Genomic DNA, 17,709 nt, shown 5'->3' on the forward strand with positions numbered 1-17,709 from the left:
GGTCGATGATGCCGGTTCATGTTGGCCAGATTTCTGATCTGCACATCAAGCCGCCGGGAGCACTTGCCTATGGCAAGGTGGATACTGCAAAGGCGCTCGAACGTTGCATTGCTGCCCTGAACGAATTCAGGCCTGCGCCCGATTTTGTAGTGATCTCCGGTGATCTGGCGGACACGCCGACGGCCGAGGAGTATCAATATCTCAATCGGCTGTTGGCGCCGCTCAAGCTTCCGTTCGCCGGCATTCCCGGCAATCACGACTCGCGCGAATTGATGCGTACCGCATTTCCTTCCGCGTCCTATGCCTTCGTATCAGGGCCGCTCAATCAGAAGATCGAGGTTGCCGGGCTCGATCTGCTGTTGCTGGATTCAAGCGTACAACGAAAGCCGCATGGCGAACTCGATGGCCCGACGTTGCAATGGCTTGACGGGATGCTGGCTTCGTCGCCCGACCGGCCGGCGCTGCTGTTTATGCACCATCCGCCGTTCAAGGCCGGCATTTGGCACATGGATCGCCAGAATCTCCTCAACGCAAGCGAACTCGCGCCCATCGTGCGCCGTCATCCCCGCGTGCAGTTGATCGCAACGGGGCATGTCCATCGCGCGGCACTGACCATGTTTGCGGGCGTGCCGACCACGATCTGTCCCGCCCCCAACCATGCTGTTGATCTCGATCTGGCCGAACTACGCGAACCTTCGTTCAAGGTGGAGCCGCCGGCCTTCCATCTCCATAGCTGGTTTCCGGGTGAGGGATTCGGCACGGTCGTTACCCATCAAGTCCCGATAGGTACGTTCGACGGCCCGCATCCGTTTTTTGGGCCAGATGGGAAGCTGCTGTAGCCGTGCGGCATTCCTTGGCCGGACCGATTGCATAAGCCGAAGATCGGGCGCAATCTTTCCCAAAATAGCGGCCGCAATCCTAAGGTTTGTGCCGCTCATATTGGGGGGAGATGATGCGGCCGCTTCATCTGGTGCTTCCAACGCTTGCCTTGCTCCTAAGCCATCATGCGATGGCGCAGGGGAGCTATCCGGACCGGCCCATCAAGATGATCGTGCCGCTGGCTGCGGCAAGTGCGGTCGACGTCGCGGCGCGGATCGTCACCCAAAAGATGGCCGACAATATGCGCCAGCAAATCGTGATCCTGAACCAGCCGGGCGCTTCGGGCCTGATCGGGGCGGAGGCCGTCGCCCGCGCCGAGCCGGATGGCTACACGATTGGCGGGTTCAATGACAGCATCATGACAATGGTGCCGAACCTGCAGTCCAAGATGCGCTGGGACATCCTGAAGGACTTCGAGCCGGTGTCGCTGGTCGCGACGGTGGAGTGGGGGCTGGTAGCCAACAATCAGGCCAGCTTCAAGAACGCAGCAGATCTGATCGCGGCCGCGAAGGCGACGCCCGGCAAGATCGACTATGGTTCGGGCGGGCCGGGCAGTCCGCAGCATCTGGCGATGGCGATGTTCGCGTCGGCCGCCGGCGTATCGCTGACGCATGTGCCCTACAAGGGCGCCACCCAGGCTGCAACCGACATCGCCGCCGGCCAAATTCCCGTAGGTTTCCAGGGCCTGGGCACGGTCGCAACGCTCGTGCGCGGCGGCCGACTGAAGCTGATCGGGGTAACCACCGAGAGGAGATTGTCGCAATTTCCCGATGTGCCGACCGTCTCGGAATCCGGTCTGCCCGGCTTCTTCTTCAATTCATGGTTCGCAATTCTTGCTCCCGCCCGTACCCCGAAGGATATTGTTGCCCGCCTGAATGCCGAGGTGCTGAAGGCGGTTGGCGATCCTGACGTGCGCCGCAAGCTTGAAGAGCTGGGTTTCGCCGTGTACGGCAGTTCAGCGGAAGAGCTGCGCGCCATGACGCGCGATCAGCTCGCGAAGTATGAGCGCGTGATCAGGGAAACGGGAATCGCCAAGGAATAGTCGCCGACCGATGCGCCACGGCGCCAGGGTCGGCAGCCTATTTTGTAATCAATAGCAGGCGTAACGGCGGCCGTTGCGGCCGACATAGTAGTCGGCGCCATCGCACAGGGACCGGCTCCCCACGCATAAGCACCGCGAATCTGACTGCGTAGCTGGTGGTCGCCGGTGCAATCGGACTCGGCGTTGCGTTTTCGGGAAGATCGATCGCAGGTCTTCTTACATATGTCGAAGAAGTTGTTGTTGCGGCATCCGGCCATTTCTACGCGCCGGGCCTGGTTTACGGGTTCATGGCCGCATTTGTGATGCCGTTTTCCGCCTACCAGGGATGGGGACAGGCGACGGCTCCGCTGCTTGTCAGCCTTTTGAGGTTTGCTATCGTATTGGCCGGCGGATGGATGCTGCAGCAGCACGCGCCTCGGCCCGAATGGCTGTACTATCTTGTCGCAGGTTCCACGGTTATTGGAGCGCTAACGCTGGGCATCGTTTTCGCATTCCGGCCGCCAAATCGACGTGTTTTGATGCTTTCCGGTTGAAAAGCTGACCGGCGTTGATTACGGAAGGGTTGCATCCCCTGCAGCTTTCTCTGGAGTTTGACTGACGTGCCTCAACGAAGGACGGGTGAAGCTCACGGATTTTCGAACGGCAAACTGTCGGTCTTGCGTAAGCACCCGATTTTTGCCGACCTCGAGCCAGAGGCTTTTGACCAGCTCTGCCGTTACGCCAAACACTCCACGCTGAAGCGGGGGGCCACGCTGTTCTCCAAGGGGGATCCCGGCAACAGCCTGTATGCGGTCATTTCAGGCACGGTGAAGATGAGCATTTCTTCGCCCGACGGCCGCAACGCGATCCTGAATATCATTGGACCTGGGGAAATTTTCGGCGAGATCGCGCTGCTCGACGGACAAGCCCGCTCGACCGATGCCATCGCAAACAGCAATTGCGAACTCTTCGTCATCGACCGACGCGAATTCATCCCCTTTGTGAAGGCTCAACCGGCGTTGGCAATGAAATTCATCGAATTGCTCTGTGAGCGGTTGCGATCGACCAGCGATCAGGTCGAGCAGATTATCCTGCAGAATCTGCCCGGACGGCTGGCCAGCGCGCTGCTTCGCCTGTCCGAAAAGCACACGTCTGCGCCGCAGGGTCGAACCATCGCGATAACCCAGCAGGAGATCAGCGAGATGGTCGGCATGACCCGGGAAAGCATCAACAAGCAGTTGCGCGCCTGGGCGGCCCGCGACTGGGTACGCCTCGAGCATGGCGCCATCGTTGTGTTGAATGCCGAGATGCTTCGTGATCTGGCCGAAGCCGGATCCGGAAGCGAAGGCGAATAGGCCTCTCATTTTCCTTCACAGGTCGAACACCGCAACCGCGCGGATCGGCGATGCTGTCCCGCCGCGCCACTTCATCGGCAGGCCGATGAACGTGAACTGGCCGCACCCCAACAGCGCTTCGAGATTGCACAGGCTCTCGATGTGCGTGATGTCGAGCTCGAGACAGGCCTTGTGGACGAGGGCATTCACCTTGCCCTCGGGTCCCGGCCGCATCGAATCGATACCGAAATGCACGACGCCCTGCTGCGCCAGCCATTCGGTGGCGGCGACGTTCACGCCGGAATTGTCGGTCGAATATTCCTTGTGGGGGAATGTCCGTTCGTGGTGACCGGTGCAGAGCAGGACGGTACCGCCCCTCGGCACCGGCACGCCGGCCTTTGCCACCGCCGCCTCCAGGTCGGCAGGCGTAATCTCGGCCCGCGGCGCGATGTGGCGCAGGTCGATGCAGATACCCGGCACGATACATTTTTCCAGCGGATATTCATCGATTGATATGCCGCTCTTGCCGAAATGTCGGGGCGCGTCGATGTGGGTACCGGCGTGGTCCACCATGGAGATGAACATCGACGCCAACCCGTGCACATTGCCTGATTCGGCGAAGGATTCTTCGTGGGTTTTCCAGACGCCGTGCATGACGGGAGGATGGCCGGGATAGCTCGGCGTGCGGTGATAGAGCTCTCGGCTGAGGTCGACGATCTTCACGCGGAGTCTCCATGACGCGAACTGCGTCTGTTCTAGAACCCGAACGCCCTCGGCAGCGCCAGCGACAGCCAGGGCACATAGGTCACGATCATCAGCACCGCAAACATCACGTAGTAGAACGGCCAGATGCCGCGCATCACCTCGTCGACCGAAACCTTGCCTATGGCGCACCCGACGAACAGCGTCGTCCCTACCGGCGGCGTCAGCAGGCCGATGCCGAGATTGAGCAGCATGACGATTCCGAAATGTACGGGATCGATGCCGAAGCTTTTCACCACCGGCAGCAGAATCGGGGTGCAGATCAGCAGCAGGGGGGCAAGATCGAGCGCCGTCCCCAGAACCAGCAGCATGATGTTCAGCCACATCAGCAGCACGTATTTGTTGCTCGATATGGCGACGAAGAACTCGGTCATCTTGGCCGGCATCTGCATCAGCGCGGCGACGTAGCCGAAGCACGACGCGGTTGCGACCAGGGTCAGGACCATGGCCACGGTTTGCAGCGTCTTGTAGACCAATAGCGGCAACTCCGACCATTTGTAGTCGCGATAGATGAACATGGTGACGAAGAACGCCCAGACGCAGGCGACCGCGCCCGCTTCGATCGGTGTGAAGACGCCGGTAAGGATGCCGCCCAGCACGATGGCCAACGTTACGATTCCCCACATGGCGTCGCCGAGCATCTTGAGGGCTTGGCGGATCGGTACAGGCTCACCCTTCGGGTGTTTGTCGCGATATGCGTAGAACAGACAGAGCACCATCAGCGAGAAGCCGAGCAGTAGGCCAGGGAGCACGCCGGCCAGGAACAGGCTGGTGATCGACACCACGCCGCCGGTCGCCAGCGAATAAATCACCGAATTGTGGCTCGGTGGGACGATAATGGCTTGTAGCGAGGCGCTGATGGTGACGTTGGTTGCGAAGACTCGCGGATAGCCTTTGTCGGCCATCTGGGGAATCATCACCGAGCCGATCGCGGAGGTGTCGGCGACCGACGATCCGGAGATGCCGCTCATGATCGTGGTCGCAAGGATATTAACCTGCGAGAGGCCGCCCCGTATTCGGGTGAACCCGACGACCACGGCTGCAAAGTCGACCAGCCGCCTGGCCATGCCCCCCTCGGCCATGATGGCGCCCGCCAGCACGAAGAAGGGGATGGTCAGCATCGAGACCTTTCCGACGCCGCTGGCAAATTGCTGCATGACCGCGCCAACCGGCAAATCGATCCAGAGCGCACCGACGAGCGAAGACAGTGCCAGCGCGTAGGCGATCGGCATGCCGATCGCGAAGAACAAGCACATGCTGAGAAGCAGAACGGCGATATCCATGGCAATTACTCGACCGGTACGTGGGCGTCAGCGCCATCGCGTGGCGGCGGGCCAATTGTCAGGCGTTCGATGACGAACAGGAGCATCATGGCGCCGCTGACTACGATCGGAAGATAGGTGATGCCGACCGAGAGCCATGGAAACTCATCCACCGAATTATCCCAGGTGGTACGGACCAGCCGCAGTCCCCAAACGACCATGAAGATTGCAATCACGCCCATCAATATTTCGCTGAGGAAAAGTGAGGCGCGGCGCAGCAGTGGCGGCAGCAGGTCGGTACCAACAGTCATATTCATGTGGATGCGCTGGCGATAGCAGTTCGCCGAGCCGATGAAGGTGATGCCGACGGTGAGCAGTACGGCCATCGGCTCGGGCCATGATGAAGCGCTGTTGAGAACGTAGCGGGTGTAGACGGCCCACGGAATCACCGCCGAGACCAGCACGAGTGCGACGCACGCGACCACGGCGCCGGTCCAGTAAACCGTATCGTTCACACGCCGGAAAATTCCGGCCGCAGAATTGGACATTTTGACCTCGGAGAGTAGCGGCGCTTCGAATCGTCTCTGTAGCTCGGAGGAGTGGTCGGAACGGAGGTCGCCCGGCCACCCGCCGCCCGCGAGCCGTACCTATTGGACCGCTTCGATACGCTTGACCATCGCGGCGTACTTCGCGCCGTACTTGTCCCAGACCGGCTTCACCGCATCCTGGAAGGGTTTCTTGTCGATATCGGTGATGATCTCGGTGCCGGCCGCTTTCATTTTCTCGATGGCCGCATTCTCCGCTTCATACCAGAGCACGCGCTGCTCTTGCTGCGCTTCCTTCGCAAATTTCTTGATCAGCGCCTGATCTTCGGGCGAAAGCTTCTGCCAGGAGATGCGCGAGAACACCAGAAGCTCTGGAATAATCAAGTGCTCGGTCATCGTGAAATACTTGGCCACCTGATAATGGTTTTGCGCGATGAACGATGGCGGATTGTTCTCCGCGCCGTCTACCACGCCTGTCTGCATCGAGCTGAAAACCTGATCGAAGCCCAACGCGACGCCGTTGCCGCCCAGCGCATTCATGGTGTCGACGAACGAGCGGATTGCCCATCATGCGAACCTTGAGGCCCTTGAGGTCGGCCATGGTCCGGATCGGCCGCTTGTTGTTATAGACGTTGCGTGAGCCGGCATTCATCCAGCACAGCGCGATCAGGCCGGTCTTTTCGTTCGCGGAAATCTTCGCCAGCAATTCGTCGCCGATCTCGCCGTCGATCACCTTCTCCATGTGTTTGGAGTTGCGGAAGACGAACGGCATGTTGAAGACGTTGACGTCGTCCACGACAGGGCCGACGGCACCGACCGAAATACGGGCGAACTGCAGCGCGCCGAGCTGGGCCTGCTCGATCATTTCCTTTTCGCCGCCGAGCTGCATCGAGGGAAACATCTGGATGGTCAGCCGGCCATTGGTGGCAGCTTCCAGCTTCTTGCCCATCCGGATGACGGCTTCGACTGTCGGATAGCCGAGCGGATGAACGTCCGATGCTTTCAGCACCATTTTCGTTTGCGCAAATGCCGATGAAAGCGGCGTCGCGGTCGCCATGGTAGCCCCGAGTCCTGCGCTCAACTTGATGAAGTCGCGGCGTTTCATGTTGTTCCTCCTGATGTTTGTTTATCGTTTATGGACTTTTCGAACTCTAAGGTCGTTCGTCGAAGTACTCCGGATTGATATGTTGAGTAGCCGAGATGTTCTCGAGAAGGCTTTCGAGATGGATTTCCATTGCCCGCCTTGCGCCCTCCGCGTCATGCGCCTCGATCGCGGTCAGGATGGCCTCGTGTTCGACGATGACCTTTGCGATCCTCCCGCGCTGGGGCAGCGTTAGCCGACGATAGCGATCGACGTGAACCTTCACCTGCTGGATATATTTCCAGATTCCGGGATAGCCGGCGACATCGGCGACTGTAGCATGAAACGCTTCATCGGCCTGATGAAACGTCTCGCTGTCTCCGGCCGTGCTGGCCTCGCGCTGTCGCTCCAGGATCGACCGTAGCGCCAGTTTCTGGCTCGACGTCGCACGTTCCGCCGCGAGCCTGGCGGTGGTTTCCTCCAGCGCCTTGCGGATGATGATGGCCTCGGGGAGTGCTGCGACCGGAATGCGCGAAACGAAGATGCCGGATTGGGGATAGATCTCCAGCAGCCCTTCATCCGATAATTTGAGGATCGCCTCGCGAACGGGGGTGCGGCTCACCCCGTAGGAGAGCGCGATCTGCGCCTCCGAGACCGCTTCCCCGGGCCGGCGCTGCAGCGACACCAGTTCGCCTCGAAGATCGGAATAGATCCTGGATGCCGCCGTCGCCGCACGCGGTCTGCCGCTTCGGCGCGTGCCGGCAGCAATTCGGCGAACCTTTGGATCAGTCTTTTTCGATGCGCGGGCGGGCATGGCTGCTTTCTCGATTGATATATTAGTATATGAATTTGCTTTGACAAACTAAAAATCGTGCCGCGCACCGGTTTGCGGCTGGATGCGGGCCCATCCACAGCCGAGCGGGTCTCGTTCTACCCGCTGATGAAGCCAGCGCGCTTCCGCAGTTCACGTTGTCCGTCGCCGATCAACAAGTCGATCAGATGCTGGGCTTGTTGCGGGTGGGCGGCGGCAGTGGTGATGCCTGCCGTGTACATCGTCGCAAGTTCGCAACCTGCTGGCAGTGAGCCGGATAAGGTTGCGCCTTTGGTGCTGATGATCTCGGTCGATTGCGTGCATCCGATCGGGCGCCGTGCCTTGGACGCCGCTAGCTCGCGCATCGCCGTCGCGCCATTCGGAAAAATCCTGAGTCGGGCGGCGAGCTCATCGGCGATGCCGAGCTGCCGAAGGACATTTGCAACGTGAATTCCGGCCGTCGAGGCTTTGGTATCCGGCACGAAGATCGCATCGGAGGCGAGCAAAACCTCGCGCAAGCTGGCGGCATCCTTGGCTACGGTCGGGGGATCGCCGGCGCGAACGGCGAGGGCGGTTTCGACCGGGCCGATATCGGCTATCGAAGCGGCAACAACCAGCTTCTCCTGCACCAGTTTGGCGAGGAGTGCCGCGGTCAGGATGACGATGTCGGCCGGTGTGCCCTTGCGCAATTTGTCGGCCATCACGCCGACCGCGCCGAACTCGCCCGCGATATCGAATCCGGTGTTAGCCTTGAAGGTTGGCACCAGGCTTCCGACCAGGCCCTGTGCGCCGCCGCCGCTCAGGAGGTTCAGGCTGCTCATCAGCTTAAGTCCATCGCTGCGATGATCCTGTCACGCGTGATGGGCAAATCGCGCACCCGCACGCCGAGTGCGTCGAACACGGCGTTGGCAATGGCCGCTGTAACCGGGCCGTGGGCGGCCTCGCCGGCACCGACCGGATCAATATCAGGCCGCTGGATGACCTCCACCTCGACATCGGGCACTTCGCTGAAGCGCAGGATCGGATACTCCGTCCAGCTCGTGCTGGTGATGCGTTCTCGGTCAAAGCGCACTCTCTCTTTCAACACCCAGCTCGTGGCTTGAATGGCACCACCTTCAATCTGGTTGATGACGCCATCCGGATTGATAGCTTCGCCGACGTCGACAGCCAGCGTCAGCTTCCTGACGCTGATCTCCTCGGCGCCCTCGATCTCGGCGATCGCAGCGCAATAGGCGCCGGTGTTCTTGTAGCGGCCAAAGCCTATGCCGTGCCCAATGCCGGGCTGCTTCTCGGGCTTCCACCCCGCGCGCGCCGCCACGGCGCGAATGACGTCCTTGGCCCGCTCATCCCGCAAATGGCGCAGCCGGAACGCGACCGGGTCCTCGCCGCGCTCGGCTGCGATTTCATCGAGGATGGATTCAATTGCAAACACATTGCCCTGCCCACCGAGCGTCCGCAGCGCGGAGGTGCGTATCGGCATGGTTGTCAGGCGGTGGCTTTCGATGTGCCAGGATGGAAAATCATAGAGCGGGATCGAGTTGCGATCGCCACCCCCGCCGTTGGCCTGCGGCGGATTGGTCGAGACCATGCGTGGAAACGGGCTCTCCAGTTCGAACGCTGCCAGCAAGGCGGGCTGAGCCGCGCGCCCCGGTCGCGCCGCATGCCCGTTGCTCCAGATGGAATGTCGCCAGTCGATAATTTCACCCCGCGCATCAAGGTCGGCCTCGATCTCGATCGCCATCGCTGCGCCAAACGGCGCATCCGACATTTCGCCCTGGCGCGACCATTGGGCCCGGACCGGCCGGCCGCCGGCCGATTTGGCGAGCAGTACGGCATCGAGCGCGACGTCGTCGGCGGCGTTGTGGCCGTAGCAGCCCGCGCCTTCCAGGTGCTCAACGGTGATGTTCTCGACCGGGAGATTGAGAACCAGCGCCAGATCGGCACGCAAGAGATAGACGCCCTGGCTGTGCGTCCAGACATGAACGCGATCGCCGTCCCACTGCGCGATCGCACAGGACGGGGCGATCGACGCGTGAGCAACATAGGGGCGGGTATACTGCCGCCGGATGGTCTGCGCCACCGTGCCGGGTGATGCGGCAGTTTTCTTGCCGATTACGGTGGATTCGGACGGTTGCGCCTTGAGGAAGCTTGCGAGATCGTTTTCGTCTGGCAGCATCTCGCCATCGGACCAGATCGCGCCCTTGCGCAACGCATTGAGGGCTGCCTCGGCGCCATGCTCGGTCTCGCTGACGACGCCTGCAAAACTGCCGTCGCGCACGATGGCAACGAGACCGGCCACCGCACGGGCGCCAACCTCGTTCAGGTCCCTGAGTTTCGCTCGCGCATGCTCCGGACGCAGCACGCGCCCGTGCAGCATTCCCGCCAGCGCGTGGTCGTGGATGAATCGCGGCCGGCCAAGAACCTTGTCCGGAATGTCGATCCGTTGGACCGAATGCCCGGCCAGCGTCCGGCTCGTTGCGATCTTGGACGTTACGCCGGGTGTGGCGTTGCGATCGAGCGAGACCTCATCGGCAAGTTCCCAATAGCTGGTCCTGACGTTGCCTGGGCCCGAAATGATGCCGTCCTCGATATGGAGGGCGTCGATGCCAACGCCCAACCGTTCGGCCGCCTGCTGAAGGAAGATATGGCGAACCTCGGCGCAGGCATGACGCAGCGCACGGCCCGATTGCTGGATGGAAAGGCTCCCCGATGTGACGCCCTCGTTGGGGCTGACGGCAGTCGACGCCCGGATCATCTGCACACGTGACACCTCGACATCGAGTTCGTCGGCGGCGATCTGCGCCAGCGCCGTCACGATGCCTTGTCCGATCTCCACCTTGCCCGGCGAGACCGTCACCTGTCCGCTGCTCGAGAACGTCAGCCACGACGATAATTTCGGGTTAGCCGCAAGGCTTACCGGCAAGGCGGGCGCGGAGGGAGCGGGCGCTGGCTGGTTCATCCTGCCGCCATTTCTTCGGCCGCGCGGAGCACCGCCCGCACCATGCGATTATGTGAACCGCAGCGGCAGAGATTGCGGTCGAGCGCTTCCTTCACCTCCCTGCTTGTCGGCGACGGATTTCGCCTCAGCAGCGCCGCCGCGCTCATCAGAATGCCGGAAACGCAATAGCCGCATTGCAGCGCCTGCTCAGCGATGAAGGCGCGCTGCAGCGGATGCGGCCGCTCGCTCGTTCCCAGCCCTTCGATCGTCGTGACATCCTTGTCCGCCACCGACCAGAGCGGCGTGTCGCAGGCCGATATCGCGCGATCACCGACGATGACGTTGCAGGCGCCGCATTCGCCGGCGCCGCAGCCGAAATGCGGTCCGGTCATACCGAGCTTGCCGCGCAGAATGTCCAGCAATGACCGGTCCGGATCGGAGTCAACCTCTGTCTCAGCGCCGTTGAGGCGAAATCGAACGCTCGGCATCGAACCTTCTCTCGCAGCTTCTTATTGCGGCGGCTTATCGAATTTCTTGACCACTTCCGCCCATTTCACGATATCGCCGCGCAGGAATTTGTCGAACTCTTCAGGCGTCATCGACATCGGGACCGCACCCTGCTGGGTCCAGAGCTTGACGATATCGGGCCGTTTCACGACCGAGTTCACCGCCGTATTGAGTTTGTCGATGATCGGCTTTGGCGTGCCTGCGGGCGCCATCAAGCCGAGCCAGATGGTGGCCTCATAACCGGATATGCCGGCCTCGATCACCGTCGGCGCATTGGGAAGGACGGTCGAGCGCGTCTTGCCGGTCGTCGCCAGCGCGCGGACCTGGTTTTCCGCGACGTTCGGGGCCATCGCCGGAACTGCGTCGATCATCATCTGAACCTGGCCGCCGATCACGCCGCTGCGCGCCTCGCCGCTGTTACGGTAAGGCACATGCACGAGGTCAATGCCGGCCATGGCTTTGAACAGCTCGCCTGCCATATGGTACGGCGTGCCCTGGCCGGAGGAAGCGTAGTTCAGTTTGCCGGGCTGCGATTTGGCGAGCGCGATGAATTCCTGCAGCGTCTTCGCCTGCACGGAAGGGTGAACCACGATGACGAGGTCGGAAGAGTTGACCGGCGCGATCGGCGCGAGATCACGCATCAGGTCGTATTTGCGCTGCGGCACCAACGATTCATTCGCCGTTTGGGTGTTCGACATCATCAGCAGCGTGTAGCCGTCCGGCGGCGACTTGACGACGTCCTGCGTGCCGATCACGCCGCCGGCGCCGGTGCGGTTCTCGATCACGAAGGCCTGCCCAAAGCTTTCCTGCAGGATGGCGCCGATCTGCCGGGCGGTGACGTCGGCAGGCCCTCCGGCGCCGAAGGGAACAATCACCTTCACCTGCCGCGACGGATAGTCCTGCGCCTGTGCACCAGTTGGCGATGTCGCGAGCAGAGTTGCAGCCAGAGCCAATGCAATCCTTGGACCCGTCATTTCCCATCCCCTGACGCTTGTTTTGTTTCTTGCCCCAAGCTTAGCTGCAATCGGAACGGGCTGTCGACGAAAGACTGGCTGCGCGCCCTTGGAATAAAAGATAATCTCGGGTGTATCGCACTGGAGCGAGCCCAATGAGAAGGCTCGAAAGACAATTGGGAGCGCCCAATGAAGAACTCGATCTCGCGACGCAATGTGCTCCAGGGGGCCGCAGCCGTTCTCGCAGGCGCAGCATTTTCCACGCGCGTGATGGCGGCTGCGCCGCCGCCGGAAGCGGTCACACCCGCGCTGATCGAAGCGGCGAAGAAGGAAGGCAAGGTCATCTATTACACCTCGACCGACTTGCCGGTCGCGGAGAAGCTGGCCAAGGCATTCGAGGCGAAATATCCGGGCATTGCGGTGCGTGTCGAGCGCACCGGCGCGGAGCGCTTGTTTCAGCGTATCGGCCAGGAATATTCCAGCAACATCCATGCCGTCGACGTGGTGAACTCGTCCGATGCCGCGCATTTCATCGTCTGGAAGCGTGACGGCATTCTGGCGCCTTACGTGACGGAGGATGTCGCAAAATTCTATCCGGCCGAACACAAGGATCCGGACGGCCAGTTTGCGAGCTTCCGCGTCTGGCTCAGCATCATTGCCTACAACACAAATCTGGTGAAAGCGGAGGACGCGCCGAAGAGTTTTGCCGATCTGCTCGATCCCAAATGGAAGGGCAAGATCGTCAAGGCGCACCCGGGCTATAGCGGCACCATCATGACGGCGACCTACCAGATGCAGCGCGATCTCGGCTGGAGCTTTTTCGAGAAGCTCGCCAGGCAGAACATCATGCAGGTGCAGTCGTCGGCCGATCCGCCGAAAAAACTCGATCTCGGCGAGCGCGCGGTGATGGCCGACGGCAACGAATACAACATCTTCCAGATGAGGGAGGCAGGTCGTCCGGTCGAGCCAATTTATGCCACGGAGGGCTCGCCGCTGATTATCGGGCCGAACGGCGTCTTCAAGGATGCACCCAATCCCAACGCGGCCAGACTGTTCCAGTCGTTCAGTCTCAGCCGGGAGGCCCAGCAATTGATCATCGATGTCGGTGGCCTGCGCTCGGTGCATTCTCAAACCGTCGAGAAGGCAGGGCGCAAGCCGCTCAAGGACATCAAGACCATGAAGGACGACGCCGCAGCAGTCGAGAAGGAAAGCGAGGCCATCAAGGCGCGCTATACCAAGATCTTTCGCATTTGACCGGGATGGCCTCCGGACTGCCAAGGATTTCGGTCGCCGAAACGCTTGCCGAAAGGATCGCCGCACTCAGACCTGGCGCGTTACCGGCTGAAACCGTCCGCAAATGCGAAGATCTGCTGATCGATGTGGTCGGCCTATGCGTCACCGCGCGCAACGAGGACTATGTCGGAAGCGCGCTGGCCGGTTGCGACGATGACGGTCCCTGCACGGCGATCGGGCACAAGCGCACGCTGAGCGCGGCCGGTGCCGCCTTCGTCAACGGCACTGCCGCGCATGGCGAGGACTTCGACGACACTTTTGAGGGTGGTCCGGTGCATGCCGGCGCCGTGATTGTCCCGGCACTGCTTGCCGCCTGCGAGCGGCATAATCCGGATGGTCGAATGGCGCTGATCGGGATTGCGGTCGGCACCGAAGTGCTGTGCCGGTTGAGTCTCGTGGTGCCGAAGGCGGTTCACAAGGCGGGCTTTCACCCGACTGCGGTCTTCGGCGCGATGGGCGCGGCCGCGGGTGTCGGTGCCGCCCTTGGCCTCAACGCCAGGCAGATCGTCGATGCGCTCGGCATTGCCGGCAGCATGGCCGGGGGCATCATCGAATATCTTGCCGAAGGCGCCTGGACCAAGCGGCTGCATGCCGGATGGGCGGCGCAATCAGGCATCCGCGCGGCGCTGTTGGCGCGGGGAGGGTTCGTCGGGCCGCGCACGGTATTCGAGGGGGTACACGGCTTGTTTCATGCCTTCGCACACACCACCGATGGCGATTATGGCGCGCTGATCGGCGATTTCGGCACACGCTGGGTGACGGACACGCTGGCGTTCAAGCCCTATCCATGCGGAACGATGGCGCAGCCCTATATCGATTGCGCGCGCCGGTTGGCCGCTCGCGGCATCAAACCAGAAGACGTGACCGAGATCGTCTGCGAGGTGGCGGAGGGAACGGTGCATCGGCTGTGGGAGCCATTGGCCGACAAGCAGCGTCCGCGCAACGGCTATGCCGCAAAATTCGCCGTGCCTTATCTGCTGGCCACCGGCTTCGTGCATGGCGGGGTCGGGCTTGCCGCGTTCACCGAAAGCGCGATCCGCGATCAGCAAGTGCTGGCGCTCGCCGTCAAGGTGAAATTCGTGATCGACCCGGACAATCCCTATCCGAACAATTACACCGGTCGCATCCGCGCCACGCTCCGCGACGGCAGCGTGGTGGAAGAGCGACAGCCATATCTGCGCGGCGGTGCGCAGGAGCCGTTGACGCGGCAGGACGTGATCGACAAATTCAGGCTCAACGCCGAGCATGGCGGCTGGAGCGCCATACAAAGCGACGCGGCGTTGAAGCTGTTGGCGGGGCTGTATAATGGCCGCATCGATCTTTCCTCATTGCGCGGGTAGCGGCTCATGACCAAAGAACTCGCCGGCAAAGTCGCCATTGTCACCGGCGCAGGCCGCAATATCGGCCGCGCGATCGCGCTGACGCTGGCGGAAGGCGGCGCGTTCGTCGTGGTGAACGCGCGCAGCAACCGCGCCGAAGCGGAGGCAGTCGCGCAGGAGATCGAAGCCGCCGGCAGCAAGGCGGTGGTTCATATCGGCGACGTCGCTGATGCTAACGCAGTGCAGGCCATGGCCGATGCTGCCGTGAAGCAATTCGGCCGTATCGATATCCTCGTCAACAACGCCGCGTTGCGGCGCGAAAAGCCATTCGCCGAAATAGACCATGCAGCGTGGCGCGAAATCCTCGACGTGACCCTCGATGGCGCGTTCCACTGCGTGAAGGCCTGTCTGCCGGCGCTGCGAAAGTCCGGCGCGGGGACTATCGTCAATATCGGCGGCCTTAGCGCGCACACGGGGGCAAAAAATCGCGCGCATGTGGTGACGGCGAAGGCTGGCATCATCGGCCTGACCCGCGCGCTGGCGCACGACCTCGCTGACGACGGGATCACCGTGAACTGCGTGGTTCCCGGCCTGATCGGCACACCCCGGCCGAAGGATAGACCGGAGCCGGCGCATCATTTGACGCATCAGACTATCACCGGCAATCGGGGACTGCCGGAAGACGTCGCCGCAACCGTGCGTTTCCTGTGCGGGCCCGGCGCCCGCTACATCAACGGGCAGGCGATCCATACCAATGGCGGCGCCTATTTGGGCGCCTGATGCATGGCTAAAGGCCGTTTTTGCAGACGTACTGCCGAGCAAAGCCTCTCGGCGACCGCGGCGTTTGATGTTACCTAGAAACGCATGAACCAGCATGCCAAGGTCGATATCCGCCACTCCACCTGTCCGCACGATTGTCCGTCGGCCTGCGCGCTTGACATCGAGGTGATCGACGGGCGTTCGATCGGACGGGTCCGAGGCTCCAAGCTGCAGACCTATACGGCAGGCGTCGTCTGCGCCAAGGTGGCGCGCTACGCCGAGCGCATTCATCATCCCGAGCGGCTGCTGTATCCGATGCGCCGGACCGGAGCGAAAGGCTCCGGTCAGTTTGCGCGGATTTCCTGGGATGAGGCGCTGGACGAAATCGCGGCGCGGTTCGATCAGGCCGAGCGTGAATTCGGCGCTGAGTCGGTCTGGCCCTATTACTATGCCGGCACCATGGGGCTCGTCATGCGCGACGGCATCAATCGCCTGGCGCATGTAAAGAAATATTCGCGCTTCTACTCGACGATCTGCGCCAACATCGCGCGCGTCGGCTTCGCCATCGGCACCGGCAAGATCGCCGGCGTCGATCCGCGCGAGATGGGCGTCTCCGATCTCGTCGTGATCTGGGGCACCAATCCGGTGAACACCCAGGTCAACGTGATGACGCATGCCTCGCGCGCCCGCAAGGAGCGTGGCGCGAAGATCGCGGCGATCGACGTCTACAACAACGACACCATGAAGCAGGCCGACATCAAGATACTGCTCCGGCCCGGCACCGACGGCGCGTTCGCCTGCGGCGTCATGCACGTGCTGTTCCGCGAAGGGTACGCGGATCGCGCCTATATGGATCGATATACCGACTGCCCCGACGAACTCGAGACGCATCTGGCGACCCGCACGCCGGAATGGGCTTCGAAGATCTCGGGCGTGCCGGTCGAGGAGATCGAGGCGTTCGCGCGCCTGGTCGGCCAGACCAAGCGTACGTTCTTCCGCCTCGGCTACGGCTTTACGCGCAGCCGCAACGGTGCAACGCAGATGCATGCGGCGCTGTGCATCCCGGCGGTGACCGGTGCCTGGCAGTATGAAGGCGGTGGCGCATTCTTCAACAATGCGGGGATCTGGAATTTCGACGAATCGATCATCGAGGGCCACGACGCGATCGATCAGACGACCCGCTGGCTCGACCAATCAAAAATCGGGCGCATCCTGACCGGCGATGCCGACGCCTTGAAGGGCGGCGGTCCCGTCAAGGCAATGTTGATCCAGAACACCAATCCGGTGACGGTCGCCCCCGAACAGGCACTGGTGCGCCGGGGCTTTGCGCGCGAGGACCTGTTCGTCGCGGTGCATGAGCAGTTCATGACTGAGACGGCGGTCATGGCCGACATCGTGCTTCCAGCCACCATGTTCATGGAACATGACGATCTCTATTACGGCGGCGGCCACCAGCATATTTCGGTGGGCGCGAAGCTGATCGATCCGCCCGGCGAGTGCCGTTCCAACCATGAGGTGCTGCAAGGCCTCGGCCGTCGCCTCAATGCCGTGCATCCCGGCTTTGAGATGACGCCGCGCGAACTGATCGATGCGACGCTGAAGAAGAGCGGTCACGGCGACATCGAAACGCTGGAAGCGGATCTGTGGCGCGATATCCAGCCGGATTTTCGAACCTCCCATTATCTCGACGGTTTTGCGCACCCGGACAAGAAGTTCCACTTCAAGGCCGATTGGGCGCACCCTCCGTCCGGTAAGCCTGGCCTAGGTCCGTGGGAGCAGATGCCGTCGCTGCCGGACCACTGGACGGTCATCGAGGAGGCGGATGAGGCGCATCCGTTCCGGCTCGCCACCAGTCCGTCGCGCAGCTTCCTCAATACCAGCTTCAACGAAACCCCGTCGTCGATCGCGCGCGAGGGCAGTCCGACCGTCATGATCCATCCCGAGGACGCGGCGTCACTCGGGATTGCCGACGGCGATGCCGTCGCGCTCGGCAACACGCGCGGCGAAACGACGTTGACGGCGCGGCTATTCGACGGCCTGCGCCGTGGCGTGCTGGTCGCGGAATCCATTCATCCCAACAAGGCCCATATCGGTGGCCGCGGCATCAATATGCTGACTGGTGCCGAAGCCGTCGCGCCCGTCGGTGGCGCGGCGTTTCATGACAACAAGGTCTGGGTGAAAAAGGTGACCTCAGCCAGTGGGCGCAAGAGTTAGATCGCTCTTGCAGTCCACCGTCATCCTGCCG

At 62.0% G+C, this 17,709-nt stretch carries 17 protein-coding genes and 1 pseudogene; 8 read left to right on the forward strand and 10 right to left on the reverse strand.

The annotated features are described in order from the left end of the window. The first annotated feature begins 5 nt into the window (after positions 1-5). From V1292_RS18095 to V1292_RS18110, 4 genes are all read left to right on the forward strand, one after another. Positions 6-839 (forward strand): phosphodiesterase, encoded by an 834-nt coding sequence (locus V1292_RS18095; protein WP_334374077.1) that lies wholly within the window; start codon positions 6-8, stop codon positions 837-839. A 110-nt stretch (positions 840-949) separates the two neighbouring features. After that, positions 950-1,921, forward strand: a complete 972-nt coding sequence (locus tag V1292_RS18100; protein ID WP_334374078.1) for a Bug family tripartite tricarboxylate transporter substrate binding protein — start codon at positions 950-952, stop codon at positions 1,919-1,921. 155 nt (positions 1,922-2,076) lie between these two features. Beyond that, entirely contained in the window at positions 2,077-2,454 is a 378-nt protein-coding gene (locus tag V1292_RS18105) for a hypothetical protein (protein WP_334374079.1), read from the forward strand. Between the two features lie 66 nt (positions 2,455-2,520). Beyond that, a complete protein-coding gene (locus V1292_RS18110) occupies positions 2,521-3,255 on the forward strand; it encodes a Crp/Fnr family transcriptional regulator (RefSeq protein WP_334415139.1) in 735 nt (244 codons plus the stop codon). A 15-nt stretch (positions 3,256-3,270) separates the two neighbouring features. On the opposite strand, the gene V1292_RS18115 is transcribed toward V1292_RS18110, so the two are convergent. The 10 genes and pseudogenes from V1292_RS18115 to V1292_RS18160 all read right to left on the reverse strand — a co-directional run bounded on the left by V1292_RS18115 (position 3,271) and on the right by V1292_RS18160 (position 12,114). Then, the gene (locus V1292_RS18115; RefSeq protein WP_334374081.1) at positions 3,271-3,957 is read right to left on the reverse strand and encodes a cyclase family protein; all 687 of its coding nucleotides are present in this window, start codon (positions 3,955-3,957) and stop codon (positions 3,271-3,273) included. A 32-nt stretch (positions 3,958-3,989) separates the two neighbouring features. Continuing rightward, positions 3,990-5,279, reverse strand: coding sequence for a TRAP transporter large permease (locus tag V1292_RS18120; RefSeq protein ID WP_334374083.1), 1,290 nt, complete (start codon positions 5,277-5,279; stop codon positions 3,990-3,992). Between the two features lie 5 nt (positions 5,280-5,284). Further along, entirely contained in the window at positions 5,285-5,806 is a 522-nt protein-coding gene (locus V1292_RS18125; RefSeq protein WP_334374084.1) for a TRAP transporter small permease, read from the reverse strand. Positions 5,807-5,905: 99 nt separating this feature from the next. Then, positions 5,906-6,343 carry a TRAP transporter substrate-binding protein DctP gene (gene dctP, locus V1292_RS18130; protein WP_334374085.1) on the reverse strand — a complete coding sequence of 146 codons (438 nt, stop codon included), beginning with the start codon at positions 6,341-6,343 and terminating at the stop codon, positions 5,906-5,908. Positions 6,344-6,392: 49 nt separating this feature from the next. Then, positions 6,393-6,908: pseudogene (gene dctP, locus V1292_RS18135) on the reverse strand (TRAP transporter substrate-binding protein DctP); the annotation flags it as partial. 46 nt (positions 6,909-6,954) lie between these two features. After that, positions 6,955-7,698 (reverse strand): GntR family transcriptional regulator, encoded by a 744-nt coding sequence (locus V1292_RS18140; RefSeq protein WP_334374086.1) that lies wholly within the window; start codon positions 7,696-7,698, stop codon positions 6,955-6,957. A 116-nt stretch (positions 7,699-7,814) separates the two neighbouring features. Beyond that, on the reverse strand, positions 7,815-8,516 hold the full coding sequence (locus tag V1292_RS18145) for a molybdate ABC transporter substrate-binding protein (protein WP_334374087.1): 702 nt from the start codon (positions 8,514-8,516) through the stop codon (positions 7,815-7,817). Then, entirely contained in the window at positions 8,516-10,654 is a 2,139-nt protein-coding gene (locus V1292_RS18150; RefSeq protein ID WP_334374088.1) for a xanthine dehydrogenase family protein molybdopterin-binding subunit, read from the reverse strand. The genes V1292_RS18145 and V1292_RS18150 overlap by 1 nt, the downstream gene beginning before the upstream one ends. Further along, positions 10,651-11,121: a (2Fe-2S)-binding protein gene (locus V1292_RS18155; protein ID WP_334374089.1), complete on the reverse strand. Its 471-nt coding sequence runs from the start codon at positions 11,119-11,121 to the stop codon at positions 10,651-10,653. The genes V1292_RS18150 and V1292_RS18155 overlap by 4 nt, the downstream gene beginning before the upstream one ends. 21 nt (positions 11,122-11,142) lie before the next feature. Beyond that, positions 11,143-12,114 carry a Bug family tripartite tricarboxylate transporter substrate binding protein gene (locus tag V1292_RS18160; RefSeq protein ID WP_334374090.1) on the reverse strand — a complete coding sequence of 324 codons (972 nt, stop codon included), beginning with the start codon at positions 12,112-12,114 and terminating at the stop codon, positions 11,143-11,145. A gap of 168 nt (positions 12,115-12,282) precedes the next feature. Between V1292_RS18160 and V1292_RS18165 the strand changes: the two genes are divergently transcribed. The 4 genes from V1292_RS18165 to V1292_RS18180 all read left to right on the forward strand — a co-directional run bounded on the left by V1292_RS18165 (position 12,283) and on the right by V1292_RS18180 (position 17,678). After that, positions 12,283-13,347, forward strand: coding sequence for an ABC transporter substrate-binding protein (locus V1292_RS18165; protein ID WP_334374091.1), 1,065 nt, complete (start codon positions 12,283-12,285; stop codon positions 13,345-13,347). A 5-nt stretch (positions 13,348-13,352) separates the two neighbouring features. Next, positions 13,353-14,726, forward strand: a complete 1,374-nt coding sequence (locus V1292_RS18170) for an MmgE/PrpD family protein (RefSeq protein WP_334374092.1) — start codon at positions 13,353-13,355, stop codon at positions 14,724-14,726. 6 nt (positions 14,727-14,732) lie between these two features. Beyond that, on the forward strand, positions 14,733-15,485 hold the full coding sequence (locus V1292_RS18175) for a 3-oxoacyl-ACP reductase family protein (RefSeq protein ID WP_334374093.1): 753 nt from the start codon (positions 14,733-14,735) through the stop codon (positions 15,483-15,485). An 84-nt stretch (positions 15,486-15,569) separates the two neighbouring features. Next, positions 15,570-17,678, forward strand: a complete 2,109-nt coding sequence (locus V1292_RS18180) for a molybdopterin oxidoreductase family protein (RefSeq protein ID WP_334374094.1) — start codon at positions 15,570-15,572, stop codon at positions 17,676-17,678. The last annotated feature ends 31 nt before the right edge of the window (positions 17,679-17,709 follow it).

This window comes from Bradyrhizobium sp. AZCC 1719 (assembly GCF_036924525.1).
GTDB lineage: Bacteria > Pseudomonadota > Alphaproteobacteria > Rhizobiales > Xanthobacteraceae > Bradyrhizobium.

Coding starts and splice junctions, on each gene's coding strand:
- V1292_RS18095 (WP_334374077.1), top strand. CDS start 6: ATGATGCCGGTTCATGTTGGCCAGATTTCTGATCTGCACATCAAGCCG.
- V1292_RS18100 (WP_334374078.1), top strand. CDS start 950: ATGATGCGGCCGCTTCATCTGGTGCTTCCAACGCTTGCCTTGCTCCTA.
- V1292_RS18120 (WP_334374083.1), bottom strand. CDS start 5,279: ATGGATATCGCCGTTCTGCTTCTCAGCATGTGCTTGTTCTTCGCGATC.
- V1292_RS18125 (WP_334374084.1), bottom strand. CDS start 5,806: ATGTCCAATTCTGCGGCCGGAATTTTCCGGCGTGTGAACGATACGGTT.
- dctP (WP_334374085.1), bottom strand. CDS start 6,343: ATGAATGCGCTGGGCGGCAACGGCGTCGCGTTGGGCTTCGATCAGGTT.
- V1292_RS18140 (WP_334374086.1), bottom strand. CDS start 7,698: ATGCCCGCCCGCGCATCGAAAAAGACTGATCCAAAGGTTCGCCGAATT.
- V1292_RS18145 (WP_334374087.1), bottom strand. CDS start 8,516: ATGAGCAGCCTGAACCTCCTGAGCGGCGGCGGCGCACAGGGCCTGGTC.
- V1292_RS18150 (WP_334374088.1), bottom strand. CDS start 10,654: ATGAACCAGCCAGCGCCCGCTCCCTCCGCGCCCGCCTTGCCGGTAAGC.
- V1292_RS18155 (WP_334374089.1), bottom strand. CDS start 11,121: ATGCCGAGCGTTCGATTTCGCCTCAACGGCGCTGAGACAGAGGTTGAC.
- V1292_RS18160 (WP_334374090.1), bottom strand. CDS start 12,114: ATGACGGGTCCAAGGATTGCATTGGCTCTGGCTGCAACTCTGCTCGCG.
- V1292_RS18165 (WP_334374091.1), top strand. CDS start 12,283: ATGAAGAACTCGATCTCGCGACGCAATGTGCTCCAGGGGGCCGCAGCC.
- V1292_RS18170 (WP_334374092.1), top strand. CDS start 13,353: ATGGCCTCCGGACTGCCAAGGATTTCGGTCGCCGAAACGCTTGCCGAA.
- V1292_RS18175 (WP_334374093.1), top strand. CDS start 14,733: ATGACCAAAGAACTCGCCGGCAAAGTCGCCATTGTCACCGGCGCAGGC.
- V1292_RS18180 (WP_334374094.1), top strand. CDS start 15,570: ATGAACCAGCATGCCAAGGTCGATATCCGCCACTCCACCTGTCCGCAC.